Here is a 20,175-nt window from a genome sequence, read left to right on the forward strand (position 1 = left end):
ATGGGGAAATCGAAGACTACCTCAGCTCGGATATCTTATTGAACGACTGGGCGGATTTACCGGAGCCAAAATACATTACTGATGCGAGTGGTGGTATTGTCGGCCCAAGCCACCGGATTCATTATCTTGACTCAGATTCAGGATCAGGCCAAAATTACCTCAATACACTTTACATAGGCGCTACGCCGCCCGACTCTGAAAATGACGGCCGACCCACGCACCTGGCCAATGGTGACAACAACAGCTACCAGGCAGATGAAGACTTGTCATCCCTAAACTTTCTGAATCCCACAACGAATCAACCTTTTCCATTGGTTACTTCTGAGCCAATCCGCTTGCGGGTACCGGTGGTCAACAATTTCCCCAGCAAAGCAGCCACTTTGTGGGTGTTCATTGACTGGAATGGCGATGGCAGTTTTACCGGGCCGCAAGAAACCAGCTTCAAATCGGTTGCTGGAGCATTTACTGGCAATGTAGATTTTGATTATACCATTCCCAATATTGTTAACCCAGATTCGATTGGCGTACGGGTTCGGTTGACCACTGGACAAATCCTGGACGCATACGGCCAGGCACCCGATGGGGAAGTCGAAGACTTTATGGTGGAACTAAAGGCTGAAGATTTTGGTGATTTGCCCGACCCAACTGCTGGATTAGGCGTCAATAACTTCCAGACCCGCAGAGCCGATGATGGGGCACGCCACGCTGTTCCGGTGAATAAATTAGTGTACCTGGGCAACGCTACCGATACTGAATCCGATGGAGTACCTTCCAGTCTGGCCGTCGGCGATGACCAAAACAACCCCAACCTAAATGATGAAGATGGAATTACTTTCCTTACTTCACCTTTGATTCCTGGGCAGCCAGTAACCATTCAATATACGGCTACCAACAACAGTGCCAGTCCTGCTACCTTATATTTGTACGCAGATTTCAACAATGATGGAATCAATTCCTTGTTGCCCATCACCTTTACTGTACCCGCTGATGCGGTCATTGCCGCCAATGGGGGCACTGTTACCCGTCAGTTGACTTTCCCATTTCCGCAAAATGCACAATACGGTGGGGATGTTGCGTTCTTCCGCTTCCGCTTCACAACTCAAGTCAATCCAGGTATTTTTGGACTAGCAAGCGATGGTGAAGTAGAAGACTACCTGCGCCCTGTACTCGTATACGATTGGGCGGATTTGGCAGAACCCCGTTACATCACCGATGCCAAGGGCGGGATTGTTGGCCCCAGCCACCGGATCAATGCCATTGATACCGACCCAACTAGCGGAATCAACTATCAAAACTCCTTGTACATTGGTGCTACTTCACCCGACGCAGAAGCAGACGGAAAACCCAACCAGGCTTCTACGGGAGATGACAATACTTATTTGGATGATGAAGATTTGAGCAAAAACAATTTCATTCATCCTTCTTTGCTCACTCCGTATCCACTGATTGCTTCCGAGCCCATTTTGTTCCGGGTGCCGGTAGTCAACAACAACCCTAGCAAAGCCGCTACTTTGTGGGTATTCATCGACTGGAATGGCGACGGCAGTTTCACCGGGCCTCAAGAAACTACTGCTAAACCGGTAGCTGCTGCTTTCAGCGGAAATGTTGATTTCAGTTACTCTATTCCCAATATTGCCAAACCTGATTCTATTGGTGTGCGGGTTCGCCTGACTTCCGGGCAAATCCTGGATGCTTATGGTCAGGCCCCAGATGGGGAAGTGGAAGACTTCGTAATGGAGCTCCAATCCGAAGATTTTGGTGATTTACCCGATCCAACAGCCGGCTTAGGCGTAAACAACTACCAAACCAGAAGAGCCGACGATGGTGCCCGCCATGCTGTACCAGTCAATAAATTGGTGTACCTGGGCAATGCTACCGATACCGAAAGCGATGGTGTTCCATCCTCACAAGCTACTGGGGATGATCAAAACAACATCAACATCAATGATGAAGATGGAATTACTTTCATCACTTCACCATTGGTTCCTGGTCAACCAGTTACGGTTCAATTTACGGCTACCAACAATAGTGCTAGTCCTGCTACCTTATATTTGTATGCAGATTTCAACAATGACGGTGTCAATTCCCTATTGCCCGTCACCTTTACCGTGCCAGCCAATGCGCTCATTGCCGCCAATGCTGGAACAGTAACGCGCCAGTTGACTTTCCCATTCCCCTTGAATGCTCAATACGGCGGTGATGTAGCCTTCTTCCGTTTCCGCCTCACTACTCAGGCCAATCCAGGAACCTTTGGGTTGGCTCAGGATGGCGAAATTGAAGACTACATTAAACCAGTACTGGTATACGACTGGGCGGATTTACCCGAACCTCTTTTCAACACCGATGCAATTGGTGGAACGCCTGGACCAAGTCACCGCATTGGTGCGATTGATATTGATCCTAGCTCGACTACAGCCAATTATCAAAATACCCTGTTCATCGGAGCCACCTCACCTGACGCTGAAAAGGATGCGCAGCCAAATGCCAATGCCAATGGCGATGACAACAATTACCTTGACGATGAAGATTTGGGTCAAACCAACTTCACCAATCCAGCAACGGGCGACCGTTTGATTGCGGGCAATACCATCACGTTGACCATTCCCTTTACCAACCGTTTGGCCAGCAATGCCAATATGATTGTATTCCTCGATTGGAATGGAGATGGAGATTTTATTGATGTTCAGGAAAGGGTTGAATTGCCCGCGCCACCAGTAGTGGGCGGCACCTTGGTATTCAACAACATCCCCATTCCGGCTTTGGACAATGCCTTGCGGGTTGGTGTACGGGTGCGTTTAACCACTGGAACTGTGGTAGACGCCAATGGAGCAGCTCCCGACGGGGAAGTAGAAGATTTCTTTGTCACAGTATTTGGCTTCGATTATGCCGACTTACCGGATGCTGCGTCAGGTACCGCCAAAGGCAACTATGAAACCATTTTTGCCTTAAATGGTACTCGTGGCCCACGCCACTTGATTGATCAAAACCTCCGCATTGGCAATACCATTGATGCAGAAGGAGATGGACAACCTCAATTCAATGCTTTTGGTGACGACATCAATGGCATCGATGATGAAGACGGGGTGGTTCCTCCAGACTCCATTGTGCGGGGCAAACCTGCCCGTTTCCAGGTTTTTGTGACCAATAAAACCAGCGCTGATGCTTACTTGCGTGGTTTTGTAGACTGGAACGACGATGGATCTTTTGAAGATGGCTATCAAAATCAAAAATCCGAAATTGATACCATTCCTCCAGGTTTCAGTGGTTATTATGAAGTATTGTTCAATGTTCCTACCGAACCCAACCCACTGCCGAACCGCGTAGCTTCCCGCTTCCGGTTGAGCAATGAAAGTGTGTCGGTGCAACTGTCAACCGGGCCTGCACAAGGCTTGCTTACCGATATTTACGGTGAAGTAGAAGACTTGTACGTCAATATCGTAGGTTATGACTGGGGAGATTTAGTGGAACCACGCTACATCACTGATAATGAAGGTGGTCAGCCTGGCCCAAGCCACAAAATTTATGCTATTGATCCAGATGGAGATAGCGGCAATCCGCCCGTTACTTCACTCTATATTGGTGCTACCGCACCTGATGCTGAAAACGAAGGCCAGCCTAATCAAGCCGCTTCAGGTGACGACTTCAATGGATTCAATGATGAAGACTTGACCATCAACAACTTCATTGATCCCAATACCCTGGCGCCTTATCCACTTATCGCTGGAGAACCCATTCGTTTGCGTGTACCGGTAGTGAACAATTTCCCTGCAAAAACAGCCACCCTTTGGGCTTTCATCGACTGGAACGGGGATGGAATTTTTACAGGGCCAAAAGAGACAACTTTCAAAACCGTACCTGCGGCTTTCACTGGCAATATTGACTTTGACTACATCATTCCAAATATTGGCATTTCTGATTCTATCGGGGTGCGCATCCGCGTCACTTCCGGTGAAATCCTGGATGCCTACGGTCAAGCGCCCGATGGGGAAGTGGAAGACTTTATGGTGGAGTTACAAACTGAAGAATTTGGCGACTTGCCCGATGCGACGGTAGGAATTGGACCTAATGATTTCCAAACTTTGCGTGCCCGCAATGGTGCCCGCCACGCTGTACCCGTGCACCCACTGGTTATTTTGGGTACCAATATCGATACCGAACCCGATGGGCAACCTTCGGCCAAAGGAGACGGCGACGACCTCAATCGTTTGCCCGATGACGAGGATGGCATCGTATTCCTTACCCCATTGGCTCCTGGCAACCCGGCAAAAATTGCCTTTACCGCCAGCAATGCTTCGGCCAATGGCGCGATTCTGCACATTTATGCAGACTGGAACAACGATGGCACCCTTGATCCAGTGACCACCACTACCCTACCCGCCAATTCGGCTACGATTGCTCAGGTGGTCACCTTCAACGTACCTGCCAATGCCACTTTTGATGAAGGCAAAGTTTTCTTCCGCTTCCGTTTGACTACGGATGCCAACTTCAATGCTGCACCTGGCCCCAATGGCCTGGCGCTGGACGGTGAAGTGGAAGATTACGTCATTCCAGTATTCAAACTGGGCAATTTGGTGTGGGAAGACCGCAACAACAATGGCCTGCAGGATGCTTCCGAAATCAGTCTCGGCATCCAGAATGTACGGGTGATTCTCCGTTTTGGGGGTATTGTTCCTTTCACTGGAGTATGTGACTCGGTTAATCAAAATACGAATACCAACCCCAACACCTTGGCGGTCAACGGTGGTAGTGATATCATTCAAGACTATGTGTTACAAACTTTCACCGATGCCAAAGGGGTTTATGGTTTCACCGGGATGATCGAAGGGATTTACCAAATCATTGCTTTGGATACCTTTGGTTTGACACCTACCCGTTTTGATCACATCAAAAACGTAACCGAAGAAGACCTCGATAGTGATGGCAAACCTCTAAAAAATCCTTGGAATTATATCAGTAGTGAAAGACGCCAATCCAAGAGTCAACAAATCAAGGTCAAAGCTGACCTGATAGGTACTGACGAAGAAGGTATCCTTGATCAAGGTAACCCTCAACTGCTCGATCCAAACGCAGTGGGCGTATTCCCCGATAACCGCGTAGAACAACGCATCGACTTTGGTTATGTGGGTCTGGACTTGGGGGATTTGGCGGAAACCACCAACATTCCTGCTGGCGATCCTTCCAATACCAGCTTCATTACCACTGAAAATGGTACCAAGCCTGAAGGGCCTAAACACATCGTTACTCCAGACCTGCGTTTGGGTAACTGCCAAGATGTAGAATGGCTCGGACAACCCGACCAGGATGCTGGCGCCGAATTCAAACCAGGCCCAGATTCAGGTGGTGATGATCCAATTGCCAACTTCAGCAACTATCCCAACTTCCCTTACGATCCGTCACAAGGTCGCCGCTGGCCATTCCACGAGGCGGCCAATACTTGTGGCGACGATGAAGACGGGATTCGCTTCCTGACTCCAATGATCGCTGGCTACAATGCCATGATCTCGGTTAAATACAAGGCTAAAAACAACTTCGACGGCCCCGATGCCTTCCTGCATGCCTGGATGGACTGGAACGGTGACGGCAATTTCGACGATGGCGCTGGCAATATTGATGCCAACGAACACATCCTCTTTAGCCTGCTCGATGGCAAACCAACCGTGCTGGAACCCAATACCCAAGCGGTACAACTGGAAATGGAATACCTGACCTCGGCTGCGGATTCTATTACCCTGACCTTCAAAGTTCCAGCCAATGTGGCTTACAACAATGGCAATATTTTGTCGCGTTTCCGCATCAGTTATGATCCTCGTTTGGGGCCAAACGGAATTTTAGCAGCCAACCTCAACTTCCCTGACCCTCAGCCAGGAGCAGGTAACTCCCAGGTTCCCGGTGGAGTCATTCCTTACGGTGAAGTAGAAGATTATTTCATCGCATTGACTAAAGTCGGCAACACGGTATTCGAAGACCGCGATTACGACGGTTACCAGGATGTACTTGAGCCAGGCATCAAAAATGTTCCGATCACCTTGCAATTCGCAGGTGCGGATGGTATTCTGAACAATGGCGATCCATATGAATTTACCTATCGCGATACGACCGACGCCAATGGCCGCTACTATTTCTGTGGCTTGATTGGCAATGTCGATCCTTCTGGCATTACAAATCCAGTATACCGGATCATTGTTGACGATCCAGCGGGCATGACCTCTACGTTCAACAATCCTGATCCATCAGATGATTCTTGCATTGATGACAACAGCAACGGAGACGACCTGTTGATCGACAACCGCATCACTGCCGATACCTTTAGCATTACCAATCCAATGGCCTTGTGCCTAGATGAAAATGCACCCCGCAACGATGTGGGTGGTTTGGTCGCAGGTAACAATCGGCCACCTTCTGCGGATGCCCTGAACAACTTCCCGGACAACCAATACGACGAAACCCGTGACTTTGGTTACACTGGATTTGATTATGGCGATCTGCCGATCACTGCCATCCTGCCTGGTTCTAAATACCTGACCCTGCGCGATTCAATGAACGCCTTGTTCAGTGGTAAATTTGGCCCACGCCACGCCATCCAGCCTCGCCTATACTTGGGTAAAGGTGTAGATGGTGAACTAAACGGTAAGCCAGACGCAGACGCAGGCAGCAAAGCCGGCGGTGACGACGATGACCAGGGTGCCTTCAAAAAAGGTGTAACAGCAGATGATGAAACAGGTGTTCGCTTGCTTTCTCCGCTGCTCCCTGGTGAATACGCTTACATCAAAGTCAACTATACTTCTCAGGATACTTCAGCAGGTGGCTATGTGAACCGCACTGCCTACCTCGATGCCTTCATCGACTGGAACGGCAACGGAGTGATGGACATTCCTGCGGAAAAAGTAGAGTTTACGCATCAATCTACTTCGGCCAATGCTCTGTTGACAACCAATAACATTGCCGATATCACCGATACCCGCACGGCAATTTTGCCTGGAACGGGCGCAAACGGTGTGGACAGTACCATCCTAGCCTTCAGAGTACCAACAACTGCAGTCTTTGACTCAGGAACAGTATTCATGCGCTTCCGTTTGGGTTGGACCAATTATGCAGCGGCTTTCCCGAATGCATTCCCAAATGGTTTGGCGGCTGACAACAACAGCTTCCACATGACAGTATCTCCATACGTGAAGGCTTATGAGCCATTCAACGATGTAGCGGGTAATGCTGGCAGATACCCATACCCACAAGGGGAAGTGGAAGATTACGCCATTCCTGTTGCCAAAATTGGCAACCTGGCCTGGTTCGATCACGATGTATTTGGCGATCAGGATGCCAATGAAGACGTAGTGGACTCTTTGCACCTCGTTTTGATTTGGGGTGGAGTCAATGGTACTACTGGTGCATTTGACACTGTGGGTTACCAAACCAACCTCAGTTCTCTGGGTGCTGTTACAGATATCAGGTACAACCTCTCAATTGCGCCTTCTGCAGTAGGAACATATACTCCCGGCGCACTGGTAAAAACCGGTACTTCACCAGCAGCAGACAGCGGATTGTACTCTTTCCGTGGTTTGATCCCTGGTATCTACTACGTGTTGCCACGGAAATATTTTGCAACCGACAGTGCAAGCTTTGTGAATGCCTGGCCGAAACACCGCGTGGTTACCCTGCAGGATAACCCAGGAGTAGATGACAATAACGACAGTGATGGACACACCAAAGGTGTTGGTGGCACTAGCCGTGGCCCAGGTGCTTTTGTCAAAATCACCGATGGCAACAGCCGTCAACCCGAAGTATGTGTCAATGATCGCCCAGTGGGTGAAAATGGCAAACGCGACGCTGACGACAATGCCAATCCATTTACTCCGGCCTTCTTCCCTGACAATCAGTGGGACAAGTCGGTTGACATCGGTTGGGTAGATGAGCCAAATATCGAAGCCAATCTGGATATCGTTGGCGTTTATTTTCCAACCAGTAAATTGTGCAACAACTTCAATGTGATCATGCACTTGTGTGTGAAAAACCCACAAGAAGTGCCACTTGATAGTTTGCAAGCTTTCCTTGATCTGAAAGCTGCTTACGGCAATGCCTTGTATACGGGCACCAAACCTAAAGTGAGTATCGCCGATAGTGCCTACATCAAAGGGCCAGCTTACGGCAAATACAGAAAGTCACAATTGGGTGCAAAACAACAATTGGTGCCCAACCCGAACTACAATGGGGTCACCGATCTACGTTTGTTGGTGCCAACTTCTGAAAACACGAATTTCTTGCTGCGTGGTGATTCAATTGTGTGTATCCGCGTAGAATTTGAAATCGATCCATCAAAAACCGAGAAATACCCTTGGATGTCGCAAGGTCAGGTCACCGCTCGCGCCGTTGGTTTCAACAAACAAACCGGCGCCAAACGGCCACTGACCGACTTCCGCTTCTTCCATCCTCGTTTTGGCAAATCCATCGTGGTATTTGATGCCACCGATGAATTCAATGATCCAATGCCAGGCAGCGACATGATTGCTTTTGAAGGCATGGTTGCTGATCGTGGCTTGAAGGGTGATTATCAGCAACCTTATGTTGCGCCAAACGTAACAGGTAGGGACAAGTACGAAGATGAAAACGACAAAACCGTTCAAAACGATGAATGCTGGATCAAAACGCGCTGGAACAGTGGCATCAAGGATGTACGGGTTGCGCTAAACAGCAAGTGTGAATCCATCATCAACGCGGATATTTTTGTCCCCAACTTTGACCCAGCCTGTGGTTTTGACAAATACACTGAAGGCAGTTACTACGCCGTGATTATTCAGGACAAGTGGACCAAGGAAACCATCTGGACTTCGGATGATCCGCGCCCATTCGATGCCAAAAAATTCCTGGATCGAAAGCTTATTTACACTGTAATCAGTGTAGCCAATAGTTGTGTCGAAATTTGGGGAGACTTTATCCTAGTAGACAAAATTGCACCGGTGGTGCAATGTGCCACCAATACCGACCGCAAAGTAGTTGGCAATACCCCAACGGGCACCTACATTTTCGTCTGTACGGATATCGACAGCATTTTGAACGTAAAGCGTTCCTGGTCTAATCCCAATTATCCGTACTACACCGGGATTGCAGTAGCCAAGGATTCTTGTGGACAAGCCTGGTTGGACAATGTAAAGGATGAACTCGAAGTGTTGGCCGATTGTGATGCCAGCGCCAATGCCGGATTTGTGTATGCACGCATCCGACGGGTCTTTACCTTTACGGATGATAAAGACAACAAAACGACTTGCACGCAAATCATTTCTTTCCGTCGTCCTCAAATTGTACTTCCAGAATGTAAAGTAGAGATTCCCAACAACCTGGCAGGAGCATCTAAGGATTTGATTCCAGCAGATTTAATCAAGGCACCATTCAATCTCGCTGAATCAGTACCGTATTACCTGAACGGCGCCGGAAAACGCATTTACCTCACTGGTCGGGATTATTGCGGTATTGCTCTGAATTACACAGATGAAATAGTATTCAAAACCGGAGAATGTGGCCGCAAGATCATTCGGCACTGGACGCTGCTCGATTGGTGCTACGGCGTCATCAACAACCAGGTCAGTTACCCTGTGTACCACCTTGTTCCAAACGCTGATGCAGATTGTTACTCCAGCATTGCCTGGGATCCATCCCTGCACATGTTGACTTGGGAACAACACCTGATCGTGGGGGACAATGGTACGCCTATTGTAAGCATTCCTGACTATGACCGGGATGGGGTGCAGGGCAGTGGGTATCAAGGTGGCGAACGCGATCGACCAGAAGACGATAAACTTTCCACTTACGATGCGGGGGATGTATTGACCGTCTCTACGGCCCCAATGGAATGCAAAGGCAGCTACTTTTTCACGCGCAAAGATTTGGACATCACTGAGCAAAGCAAGTGGTGCTTCGATCTGCAAGTGGTGCAACGATCTCCAATTTTGGATCCATTCAAACGTCCAACGGGAAGCTACGAATGGATTACCGATCCTTTCGTGCAGGTCAAAGGAGATTGCGACAAGGGCTATTCCATCACGGGCATACCCATGCTGGGGAATTGGTTTTTGAGGTTGCGCGTTTATGATGTGTGCAACAGCGATACCCTAATTTATTATCCAATACGGGCAGTGGATAAGATTGCTCCCGTGATGAAGAGCGACAACAAGCTGATCTTGAGCCTCAATAATGGTGGATTGGGATTTGTCAGCGCCGAACAGTTTGATGAAGGCAGTTGGGACAATTGTAGCCGATTAGAATGGAAGCGTTTGCGCCGCCCTGTTTCAAACCTTGTCAATGCCAATTTTATTGGAATTAAGGGAGTCGTCGATGCCAATGAAAATGGCAAGATCGACGCCTATTCTTCCTCTACTACTTCTCCTCAAGACTACGTGGATGTAAACCGCAACCGCCAAGCTGATCCCGAGGAATACTTCAAAATCGATGCGAATACCAGCTTGCTGATGACTCCACTTATGGATTCAGTACCTTTCTTCTGTGCAGACCGAGGCACGGTAATGCTGGAATTGTGGGGTAATGACAACGCTGGCAACAGGAGCTACAGTTGGGGCAACGTCTTGATCGAAGACAAAACCATTCCAGTGTGTAGCGCTCCCTGGACAATTTCAGTTTCTTGTGATGACAAGAGTTTGTATTTCATCGACTCTAAAGTGGCATCGGCCAAAGCATTCGGCGATGTACTCATTACCAGTGGCAACCTTTGCGCAGATTTTGACACCGCCTATTCGGTGATCAAAAAATTGAAGTGTGGAGCAGGTACCATTGAACGCATCTGGACACTGACCAAACAAACTTCCAAAGGGTCTGTCGTCGTTACTTGCAAACAAATCATCCGGGTACTGCCGCTGCGCGAATACAACATCTACTTCCCTAAAGACGTAGATCAACGCGATTGCAAAACGCCAGTGATTGATACCGCCTTTACCAAGGAATTGGGTTGCGATATCCTGGCCGTCAATGTGACCGACAAGCGCTACGATGCATCAAATGATGAATGCTACAAAATCTTCCGGACTTATACCGTCATCGACTGGTGTGCCTACGACGACAGCTGTGGCGATCCTACGGCCGATGGCATAGTATATGTGGTAGACCGCAGCTACAGCAACTACGGACAAACTCCAATCTATGTGTTGGTTCGCGATGCCGACCAAGATCAACGGGAAGAGTTTTACCTCTCACTCAATGATACGCCAAAAGAAGGCAACCTTTCTGATAGCAAAGTAGCCACCGGCAACGACGAATCCTTCGTTCCTGCTTATTGTGAAAATGCCTTCAGCGGCAATCCATACGGCTTGCCCGTTGGTGAGTTCTACCACGCCTTCCAGTACACCCAGATCATCAAAGTGTATGACGAAGTGAAACCGGTGGTGACCGGTGATCAAGCCAAATTCTGTATCCGCGAAGGTGGAGATTGCCTGGCCGACATCAAAATGATTGTCAAGGGAACCGACAACTGCACCGACCAGGTGACCTTGGAAACCAACTTGCTCGCCATTGCACCGTTCCAAACCCGCGAAGCGGGCAGCATGGTTGCCTACTCTACTTCACGCTGGAGAGTTAAACCTCTAACTGGTGGTCAATTCGAGATCAACGTGAGCAACCTGCCTCAAGGCAAACACGACTTGATTGTGGTGGTTCGCGATGAATGTGGCAACCTGAGTGAGCCTACCCGCATTCCGTTCACAGTGGAAGACTGCAAAGGTCCTGCTCCAATCTGTATTAACGGACTAAGCACCAGTCTAATGCCTGACGGCAACGGCGGTGGAATGATCACCGTGTGGGCGACTGACTTCGTCGCATCCAAAGTGTTTGATTGCAATGGCCAAGGTCCTGAAACCAGCGGCAATGGCAAATTGGTTACCAAATACTCGATCAACCGCGTAGGTAGTCCTGCCAGTGAGAATCAAACCAGCATGGTCTTCAATTGTAAGGAAGCAGGTAAGATTGTACTGGTGGAATTGCACGCCTGGGACAATGCCGGCAACCACGACTTCTGTGTAAGCTTTGTTGAAGTCCAGGACAACCGCAAGGTTTGCGAAACTGGAAACGCCAATCTGGGCAGCATCATTGGTGTAGTTACGACCGATCAATTTGTGCCCTTAGTCGGAGTAGCAATCGACATGAATGGTGCCAGTACCTTGAAACAAACTACCGCCAATTCTGGGGTGTTTGCCTTTAATGGTCTGAGCAAAGGTGCAGATTTCTCTTTGAGCGCTCAGTTGGACAAAGACCACATCAACGGGGTATCCACTTTCGATTTGGTTGTTATCCAAAAGCACATCCTCGGTGTCAAGTTGATTGACAATCCTTACCGCCAAATCGCAGCAGACGTCAACAACTCCAAATCGATCACTACATTGGACATGATCCAGATTCGGAAATTGATTCTGCAAGTGGATGATAAATTCAAGAGTGTACCAAGCTGGAAGTTTGTCGATGCAGCCTACCGATTCCCGAATGCTTCCAATCCATTTGGAGCAGAATACCCCGAGGTCATCAATGTCAACAACTTGAATGGCAACGTCAAAGCTGACTTTGTGGCCATCAAGATGGGGGATGTCAACGGCAACGCTTCAACAGTAAATGGAATAGCAGCTGCTGAAATTCGCAGCAACCGCCACTTGTTGTTGACTGCCGAAGAACAAGCCATGAAAGTGGATGGCAGCTACGAAGTAACCATTCGCGCCAAAGACTTGCCAAACATCCAGGGATACCAGTTTACGCTCACTTATGCGCAAAACCTGGTAGAGTTGGAAGGCATCGAATACGGTGTAGCCAAGGCCGACAACTTTGGCATCTTCAAAGATAAAGGAGCAATCACTACCAGCTGGAACCTGAACTCCGGGGTGAGTGCAGCGGGCAACGAGGTGTTGTTTACCCTGAAATTGAAGGCTAAAGCCAATACCAAACTCAGCGAAGTACTCAACATCAGCAGCAGACTGACACCTGCTGAAGCTTACGACAAAGAGAATGAAAGCATTGGTGTAAAACTGTCCTTTGGTGCGATTACAAGCCAGGATTTCGCAGTACTGCGTCAGAATAAGCCCAACCCGTTCAGTGAAGAAACCTCAATCGGTTTCTACCTGCCAAAAGCGACCAAAGGAATCCTGAGCATCCGCGATTCCAAAGGAAGTTTGATCTACCGCGTCGATGGAACGTACAGCAAAGGCGAAAACAAAATTGTACTGAAACAAGCAGAATTGAGGGCCAGTGGAGTCTTGTACTACACCCTCGAAACTGCGGATTTTGTTGATACCAAAAAGATGATTTTGTTGAATCTTTAAATACACTGAAATGTCGATTTTTTCAAAAAATGCAATCATCCCATATTTATCGATTGGGATGATGCTTTTTTTGTTTCCTGTAAAAAAGAGGAAGATGAACCACTGCCCGCCTGTACCGATGTACAATGGGAATATGGAGGCGTAGACGGACCTGATGAATGGGCAAAACTCTGTATTGATTACACCCCTTGTGGTGGATCAATGCAATCGCCAATTGATTTGAAGGGTGCTGTAAATGATCAGGCCTTGACTGCTATTGCACAGACCTACTTGAGCACTTCAACTCATATCGTCAACAATGGCCACACGCTACAGTACAATTGTGATGCAGGAAGCAGCTTGTCTCTAGCTGGTGATAGCTATCAGTTGCTACAATTCCATACCCATACCCACAGCGAGCATACACTCAATGGTGTTAAATTGCCAATGGAAATGCATTTTGTACACAAAAACAGTGCAACAGGTAAATTGGCCGTGATTGGTGTTTTTGTAAAAGCAGGAGTTGAAAATGCTACCTTAAAGAAAATAGCCAGTAAGCTGCCGACCGCCAAAAATGGTACTTTTGATGATGCTACACTTACATTTTCGGCCAGCAATTTTATGCCCGTCAACCAAAGCTATTTTACTTACTCAGGATCACTTACTACTCCACCTTGTTCGGAAACGGTAACCTGGATGGTAATGGAGCAGGCCATCGAAGCCTCTGCTGATCAAATCAAATCTTTCGAGACGATTGAGAAAGTCAATGCCAGGCCAATTCAACCGCTTGGCAGCAGAACAATTCGATACCGGAAAGGGTAGTTTTTTTCTGAAAATACAATAACCAATAGTCCTGCATATGTTGTTGCGAAGTTTGAATACTTCAGTAACATCATGTGCGGGACTTTCTTTTTAGGTGTGAGCGGTACTAAAGCGTGAAATAAAAATTCAGCTGGTAAGCAAAATTCTTCTTGACTTCGGGCAATCGATAGGGCCCCCAACGCATGAATCCACCCACTCCGGCACTCAATTTGGTGGCTTTGAAGATGGGCAACATCAGCAGGTTTCGCAAGTAAAGTCCGGTTTCGTAATACCCCTGATTGAGGGTTTTAAAGTTGATTTCCTGATGGGTCTCCCGATTGGAAAGGTCTCCCCAGGCGATGTTTTGCGCAATGGCGAATTCTGGACGCGTGTATTTGGATTTTACTTTGAGCAACAGTTTGCCAAAATTGTGTTCGAAGAAAAAGTAAGCAAAGCGATCTCCAGCAAACTCATACAAACCCATGGTTTGAAAAACGTGGTAACTGAAGATCGGAGAGCCACCTTCCCGGCGTACTCCCGGTGCATTAAACAGGTAAGGATACGGAACATTTCCGAAGGTCATTCCGCCCATTAATCGGTAAACGCTGCGGCCAATGGATTTGGAGGTGTTTTGACCTTCCATGCTCAAAATCAAGCGGGTATAATTGATTGGCTCAATTCCGCCGCTGATTTTGCCCTGGGCCACTTGCAGGTCAAACACTGGATATGTAAAGTAATAAATCGTTTCGGTGATGCCGTCTTTGTGCAACCATTCTTTGGGTGCAAAACGAATGCTCAAGCCCACTTCTTCCTGGCGGAAAGTGCCACTTGAAATGCTTTCCCCCTGTACAAAAGAGTAAGGATAAGTGGTTTGTCGGGTTTCTCTTTTCCAGTAAGGACTGAATTGAAGATGGGCACTGGGCCGATAAAACAACTCTGCCCGAAAGGTTTCCACACTGTCCATGCGGTAGCGAATCCAGTTGCGGGGTACAATCCGACCAAGCAGAGGGGTGTTGTCCGACAAAATATTGGTTGTGCCGGGTTCACTCAGGTCGCGGCGATAAGACAGACGCAGGCGCAAATCTTTTTGTTTGCTCAGCAAGAACTCACTGCGCAGGCCGTATTTCCATGCTTCATCTTTGATGCCATAGGCAACGTAACCTCGGAGTTGCAACCAGGACAGGTTTTTGAAATTGGTGCGCAAGCCCATGCCCAGGCGGTATCCTTCGTATCCATTCAAGCCAATGACGTCCCGCAACGGGATTTCAAGCTGACCTCCGATCGGCAACATGCCCGTATAATAAGACCTGGCGCCACCACCAACTACTTTGAAAAAAGTCTTGGGGCCTTTCAGCTCTGGCAAGGAATCCCACAAGGTATAAGAATTTTGCTCTCGGGTAGACAAGGAGTCCATGCGCAGCGCTTTCCATTCTTCTTCGCTCAAATTTCGGGCATTGGCGTCTTGCTCCCGAGTTGCGTAATTAAAGATGTTGCCGGGAATGTCTTCGTTGACTTTAGGGGATTTGACCTGGGTGCGGTTGCGGATCTGTAAGTCAAAAGTGCTGCCTTCGTTGCCAACGGGCAAGCTCAGTTCGGTTTGCAGGATTTCAGGAAACCAAAACTTGCCGGTATGGCGGTATTGCTGTTGAACCCTGAATTTTACGGCAATGCTGGTATCGGCAGGACTCGCAATTACGTTTTCCATGGCAAATCCATCGGAGTTGATGTGCAAAACGCCCTTTAATCCATCAAAATTTTTGCCTTTCAGTGGTTGGTAAAAAATCACGAACGTACTGTCTTCGCCCCGGATGATGGTATCTTGAAGTTGAAAATCATAGCGATTGAAAGTGCCTTCGCTGATGGGGTTGACAAAGTTAAGATTGGCAGCAGTCAACACCATTACTTCTTTATAAAAACCAAAAGGTTGGAAGTCGCTGGTGGCAAATCCCATCGAAAAATCACCAGGCAAGGAAGACTTGCTGGCCATGATGCGTTCTTTGTTTTGGGCTGGAGATTTGTGGTAAACCTCCACTACAGATTCTTTAACCCACAAGTACATCTTATGGAGCAAGGCATCACTGATTACCGAGTCGCGCCGAATGGCTTCTGGCGAGCGCTTTTTGGGTTTGTCTTCTTTGGTGCTGTCCTTGTCTTTTTTGAGCGATTCTTTAAACTTTTGGAAATTTCCAACCGTAAAAGAAGACTTGTTGTAAGAAACATATTGGTAGGAAGAATACTGTTCAGGGTTGTTCTGTGGGCGATTGGCCAATACTTTGCGGATGATGCCCCAGGCGGGGTTTTCTTTGGGCCGAATGGTCACTTCGGGCAGACTAAGGATGTCTTCTTTTAATAAAATAGACAAAAAAGAACCGGCACTTTTGAGCGGAACTTCTTTGGTATGATAGCCGACATAACTGATCACCAGTATTGCTGTACTGGGCGCGCTGATGGTGAAATTGCCATCTAGGTCGGTGGTCGTTCCTTGTGGAAGTCCCTTGATGCCCACACTTACAAAGGCCAGCGGTTCCTGAGTAGACTCATCCTGGATTTTGCCAAGATAGCTTTTGTTCTGTCCTTGTAAGACGCTGTATGTCAAGAATAAAAGGGCAAAAGCAATGATCCGGGAAACATACTTTTGCAGTGAAAAAAAATTCAACTCCAAACTCATTTTCAATTTTTTAGATCCAATTCGGTGCATTGTGAGCAGCATCATAAAGCTGAACACAAAGGGGTGACTTGGATTAATACGCTTAAAAACTAAAATTGGTTGTCTAAGTTCAATTTAAATTGTTGTTCGAGTTGGAAAAGGAGATAGGAAAGGTACTGATCTTCGGCCAATTGCCGGTTGATACGCCAAACATTGTCTTTGATTTGGGGAAATTCAAGACTACGGCGAATCGGCATGCGATTGAAATAATTTTTTTGATGAATGCCCTTTGGGGGTACTTCTTTGTGTTCACTCACTTTTAATTCGGCAAGCAAAGTTTCTTTGCGTTGTGGATTGTGCCATTTTTGAATTCCGGCTTCGCCTGCAAAAAACAACTGTACACCTGGGCCATTTATTTTTAGGATCAGGCCAATCAACCGATCGCCAGCTTGGGGAATGAAATTGCCTAGATCGGCTTTTTCTACTAAAAGGTATTGTTCGGCAGATTTAGAGTCTTCCGGGGGGTGATTGTACAAGGATTCTCTAAACCAAATTTCGGTATATGTGAATTCAAATTCCTTTTCTGCACAAACTGAAAAGTAAACCGGGCGCATTTTTTCGCATGCTTCACCATAAATGCTCAGAAAAACGGTATTGGCAGAAGGATTGGCCTGTTGATTGACTTCAACTTTCAAGCGAAAGAATTTTTCCTCCCATTGGTCTACTTCGCTGATTTGATCTTCGGCAGTACCCGTTCCCAATACTGTCAAACATAAGTGCTGCTCCAGGTCTTCTACTTCAAGCACCAATTGTTCGACTTTGTTGCGAATATCGATAAGCCCTGCTTTGCGGAATTCAGCTTGGGCGGAATAAACAGGGTCTTTGCTTTCTTCTTCTTTGCTTGGGCTTTCTTCTAAATTGTCGAGTTCTTGTAGCAACAAAGTGAAAAGATGACCCTCCTTGAACACATTGGCAGATGCCCGCAACACCGATGCTTGATCGGCAGCATCCTGGAGGTTGAATTCATCCAGTAATTCTTCCAGTGGGGTAGGCTCTGGCTCCACTTCTACTTTGACTTTGCCTTTGGCCACTTTTACCACAACATTCAACTTGTCGGTGGGGTCATGCAGATTGAGTTGATTGGCTAGAGGCAAGGCAATCAGCTCCCGGATGGCCCGTTGCAATTGGCGGCCACCATATTTGGGATGAAAACCTTCTTCGGCCAGCAATTCCAGGGCATTTTCCTGAATGCTCAGTTCCAGTTTGCGGTAGCGCATCCCATCACGCGTTTTGAACTGTTCAATTTCCCGATTGACAATGGCCCGAATTAGGGTTTTATCTAGAGATTGAAAAGCGATGATTTGATCAATCCGATTCACCAGCTCAGGTCGGAAGTACCTTTTGATCGCTTCTTGATAGAGTTCCTGGGTGGGACGATTCGCATTGCCAAATCCTGGCCTTGGTCTCGTAGAATCGGCACCTAGGTTGGTGGTCATGATGATGATGGCACTACAAAAATCAGCAACCCGCCCGCGGTTGTCGGTCAGTCGGCCTTCACCCAGCAGTTGTAGTAGCAGGTCAAAGAAATTGGAATGTGCTTTTTCTATTTCATCAAAAAGCAATACGGAGAAAGGCTGTTTGCGAATGGCCGAGGTCAGCAAGCCTTCTGTACTGCCTGCGCCTGCTAACCGCAACAAGGCACCAGGAGTGCCGTATTCACTCATGTCAAAACGCACCATTCGGTCTTTGTCGCCAAACATGAATCCCGTCAATACCTTGGCCAATTCGGTTTTACCCACTCCGGTTGGCCCCGCAAACAAGAAAGAGGCAATGGGCTTGCCAGTTCGGGAAAGGGCTGTTTTGATGGCAACCAATGCGTCGACTACTGCATTTACGGCCATTTCTTGTCCAAACACCTGTTGGTAAAAATGACTTTTAACTTGACCCGGGATCAATGAAATGGCCGGATCAACGATCATAGGTGGCATCCCACTTTCGGCACAAAAATAGCGAATAACCTCGTTGCGATCGATGATTGAAAAATCCTGGGGACTGTTTTCGGTCTTCCCCATGCGTAAGGCCATTCCTTCCAAAAAGCGAATGGGTTTGCCGGGCATCCCAGCATACGGCATAAAACGACGGTGCAAGCGGATGACTTCATTCACGGCTTCTTCGGAAATCAAAATACCGGCTTGATCGGCGAGTGCTTTTACCTTCTCAAGGATAATTTGTTCCAGTTGCTCTTCCCGGGGTTCGCTGAGGTGCAACACCTGAAAATAGGCAGGGTAGCCCGGTGCATTCAATTCAATGCGCGCGAATTGATCTTCGGTACATTCTGAAATCATCCGAATTTGGCCCTGACTGAGGTAGGGGGTGAAAAATTCGGCGATACTGGCTTCATTGCCTTGGTACTGGCCTACCTCAAACAAATCCATCAGGTTGCGGATGTACAAAATATGCGGGGTGTTGGCGATTTCTTTGAGTAATTCTGAAAGGTTGAATTCCCAACCGCGATCTTGTGAAAGTTCTTTGATGAGGGTAGAAGCTGTTGTTTCCCAGACGATGAATTCATCAGGATTGTGGAGCTGCAACTGGCGGGCTGCCTCCCAGACAATGGCTGTTTTGCCCACCCCGGATGGACCAATGATCAACAAGTTATTGGGATATCCACCCCGTAAAATGCGCAGGACTTGTTGCAGTTCCTTCTCACAACCGTAGCTTTCCTGGCGGGTAATGTTGAGTTTGCTGGCGACTTTATCCAGCCAGATAAATTTTCCCAACTCCTTTGCAGGGCGTTTTTCACCTGGATCAAGTATTTCCAGTTTAATTTCTTCCTGAATTAATTCTGCACCCTTGTGCCATATGGTTGAAATAATGTCCTGGATTGAAAAAAGACGGCCTTGTCTCCTGAAATCAATCCGTACCAATTCCCGGAGATTTTCATCCAAATCTTCTTGCAAGGTTGCAGAAGTCTCTAAACCTAAGGCTGGTAAAATAGCACGCCAGGTCTTTTCTTGTTCTTCAAAAAAATAATCGAAACTCAAGTTAAAGGCAGGTGAACCGGGGCTGCTGGCTCCAGTTGGAAATTCTACATCCAGACTAGCTTTGTGAAAAGTACTGGATCGCAAAAGATCCATTAGTGGAAGCAAGGGTGTTTGGTTGTACAATTGCTCTTGGAGCGCTGCCTGGTACTCGGAGGCTACTTCCTTTAAGGTCTTTCCCAAACGAAATGCCTGTACGTCCGTCATCGGATTCAGCAAGGCGAGATTGTTACTGAAGTGCAGGCGAAAAGCGAAAAAAGGAATCGTGATGGGAAGTGACATGAGGTTATGGGTTATGGGCCCCCTTGCAGGCGCCCCAACGATATCAGGGCGCCTGAAAGGGGCGCTACAACTAGATTACTTCGGATTTGCCAGGAACAGCGATGGGGTAAAAACCATCTTTGTC

At 47.8% G+C, this 20,175-nt stretch carries 4 protein-coding genes; 2 read left to right on the plus strand and 2 right to left on the minus strand.

Features of this window, described 5'->3' with window-relative positions:
* Positions 1–38 precede the first annotated feature (38 nt).
* Positions 39–13,301: a GEVED domain-containing protein gene (locus tag ABW391_RS12400; RefSeq protein WP_353482190.1), complete on the plus strand. Its 13,263-nt coding sequence runs from the start codon at positions 39–41 to the stop codon at positions 13,299–13,301.
* 102 nt (positions 13,302–13,403) lie between these two features.
* Positions 13,404–14,102, plus strand: coding sequence for a carbonic anhydrase (locus ABW391_RS12405; RefSeq protein WP_353482201.1), 699 nt, complete (start codon positions 13,404–13,406; stop codon positions 14,100–14,102).
* Positions 14,103–14,208: 106 nt separating this feature from the next.
* On the opposite strand, the gene ABW391_RS12410 is transcribed toward ABW391_RS12405, so the two are convergent.
* Complete coding sequence (locus ABW391_RS12410) at positions 14,209–16,749, minus strand: DUF5686 and carboxypeptidase-like regulatory domain-containing protein (RefSeq protein WP_353482191.1); 2,541 nt, start codon at positions 16,747–16,749, stop codon at positions 14,209–14,211.
* A gap of 89 nt (positions 16,750–16,838) precedes the next feature.
* Entirely contained in the window at positions 16,839–20,051 is a 3,213-nt protein-coding gene (locus tag ABW391_RS12415; protein WP_353482192.1) for an AAA family ATPase, read from the minus strand.
* Between the last annotated feature and the right edge of the window lie 124 nt (positions 20,052–20,175).

Origin of the sequence: Haliscomenobacter sp. (assembly GCF_040403615.1) — a bacterium.
Taxonomy (GTDB): Bacteria; Bacteroidota; Bacteroidia; order Chitinophagales; family Saprospiraceae; genus Haliscomenobacter.

Coding starts and splice junctions, on each gene's coding strand:
- ABW391_RS12410 (WP_353482191.1), bottom strand. CDS start 16,749: ATGAGTTTGGAGTTGAATTTTTTTTCACTGCAAAAGTATGTTTCCCGG.
- ABW391_RS12415 (WP_353482192.1), bottom strand. CDS start 20,051: ATGTCACTTCCCATCACGATTCCTTTTTTCGCTTTTCGCCTGCACTTC.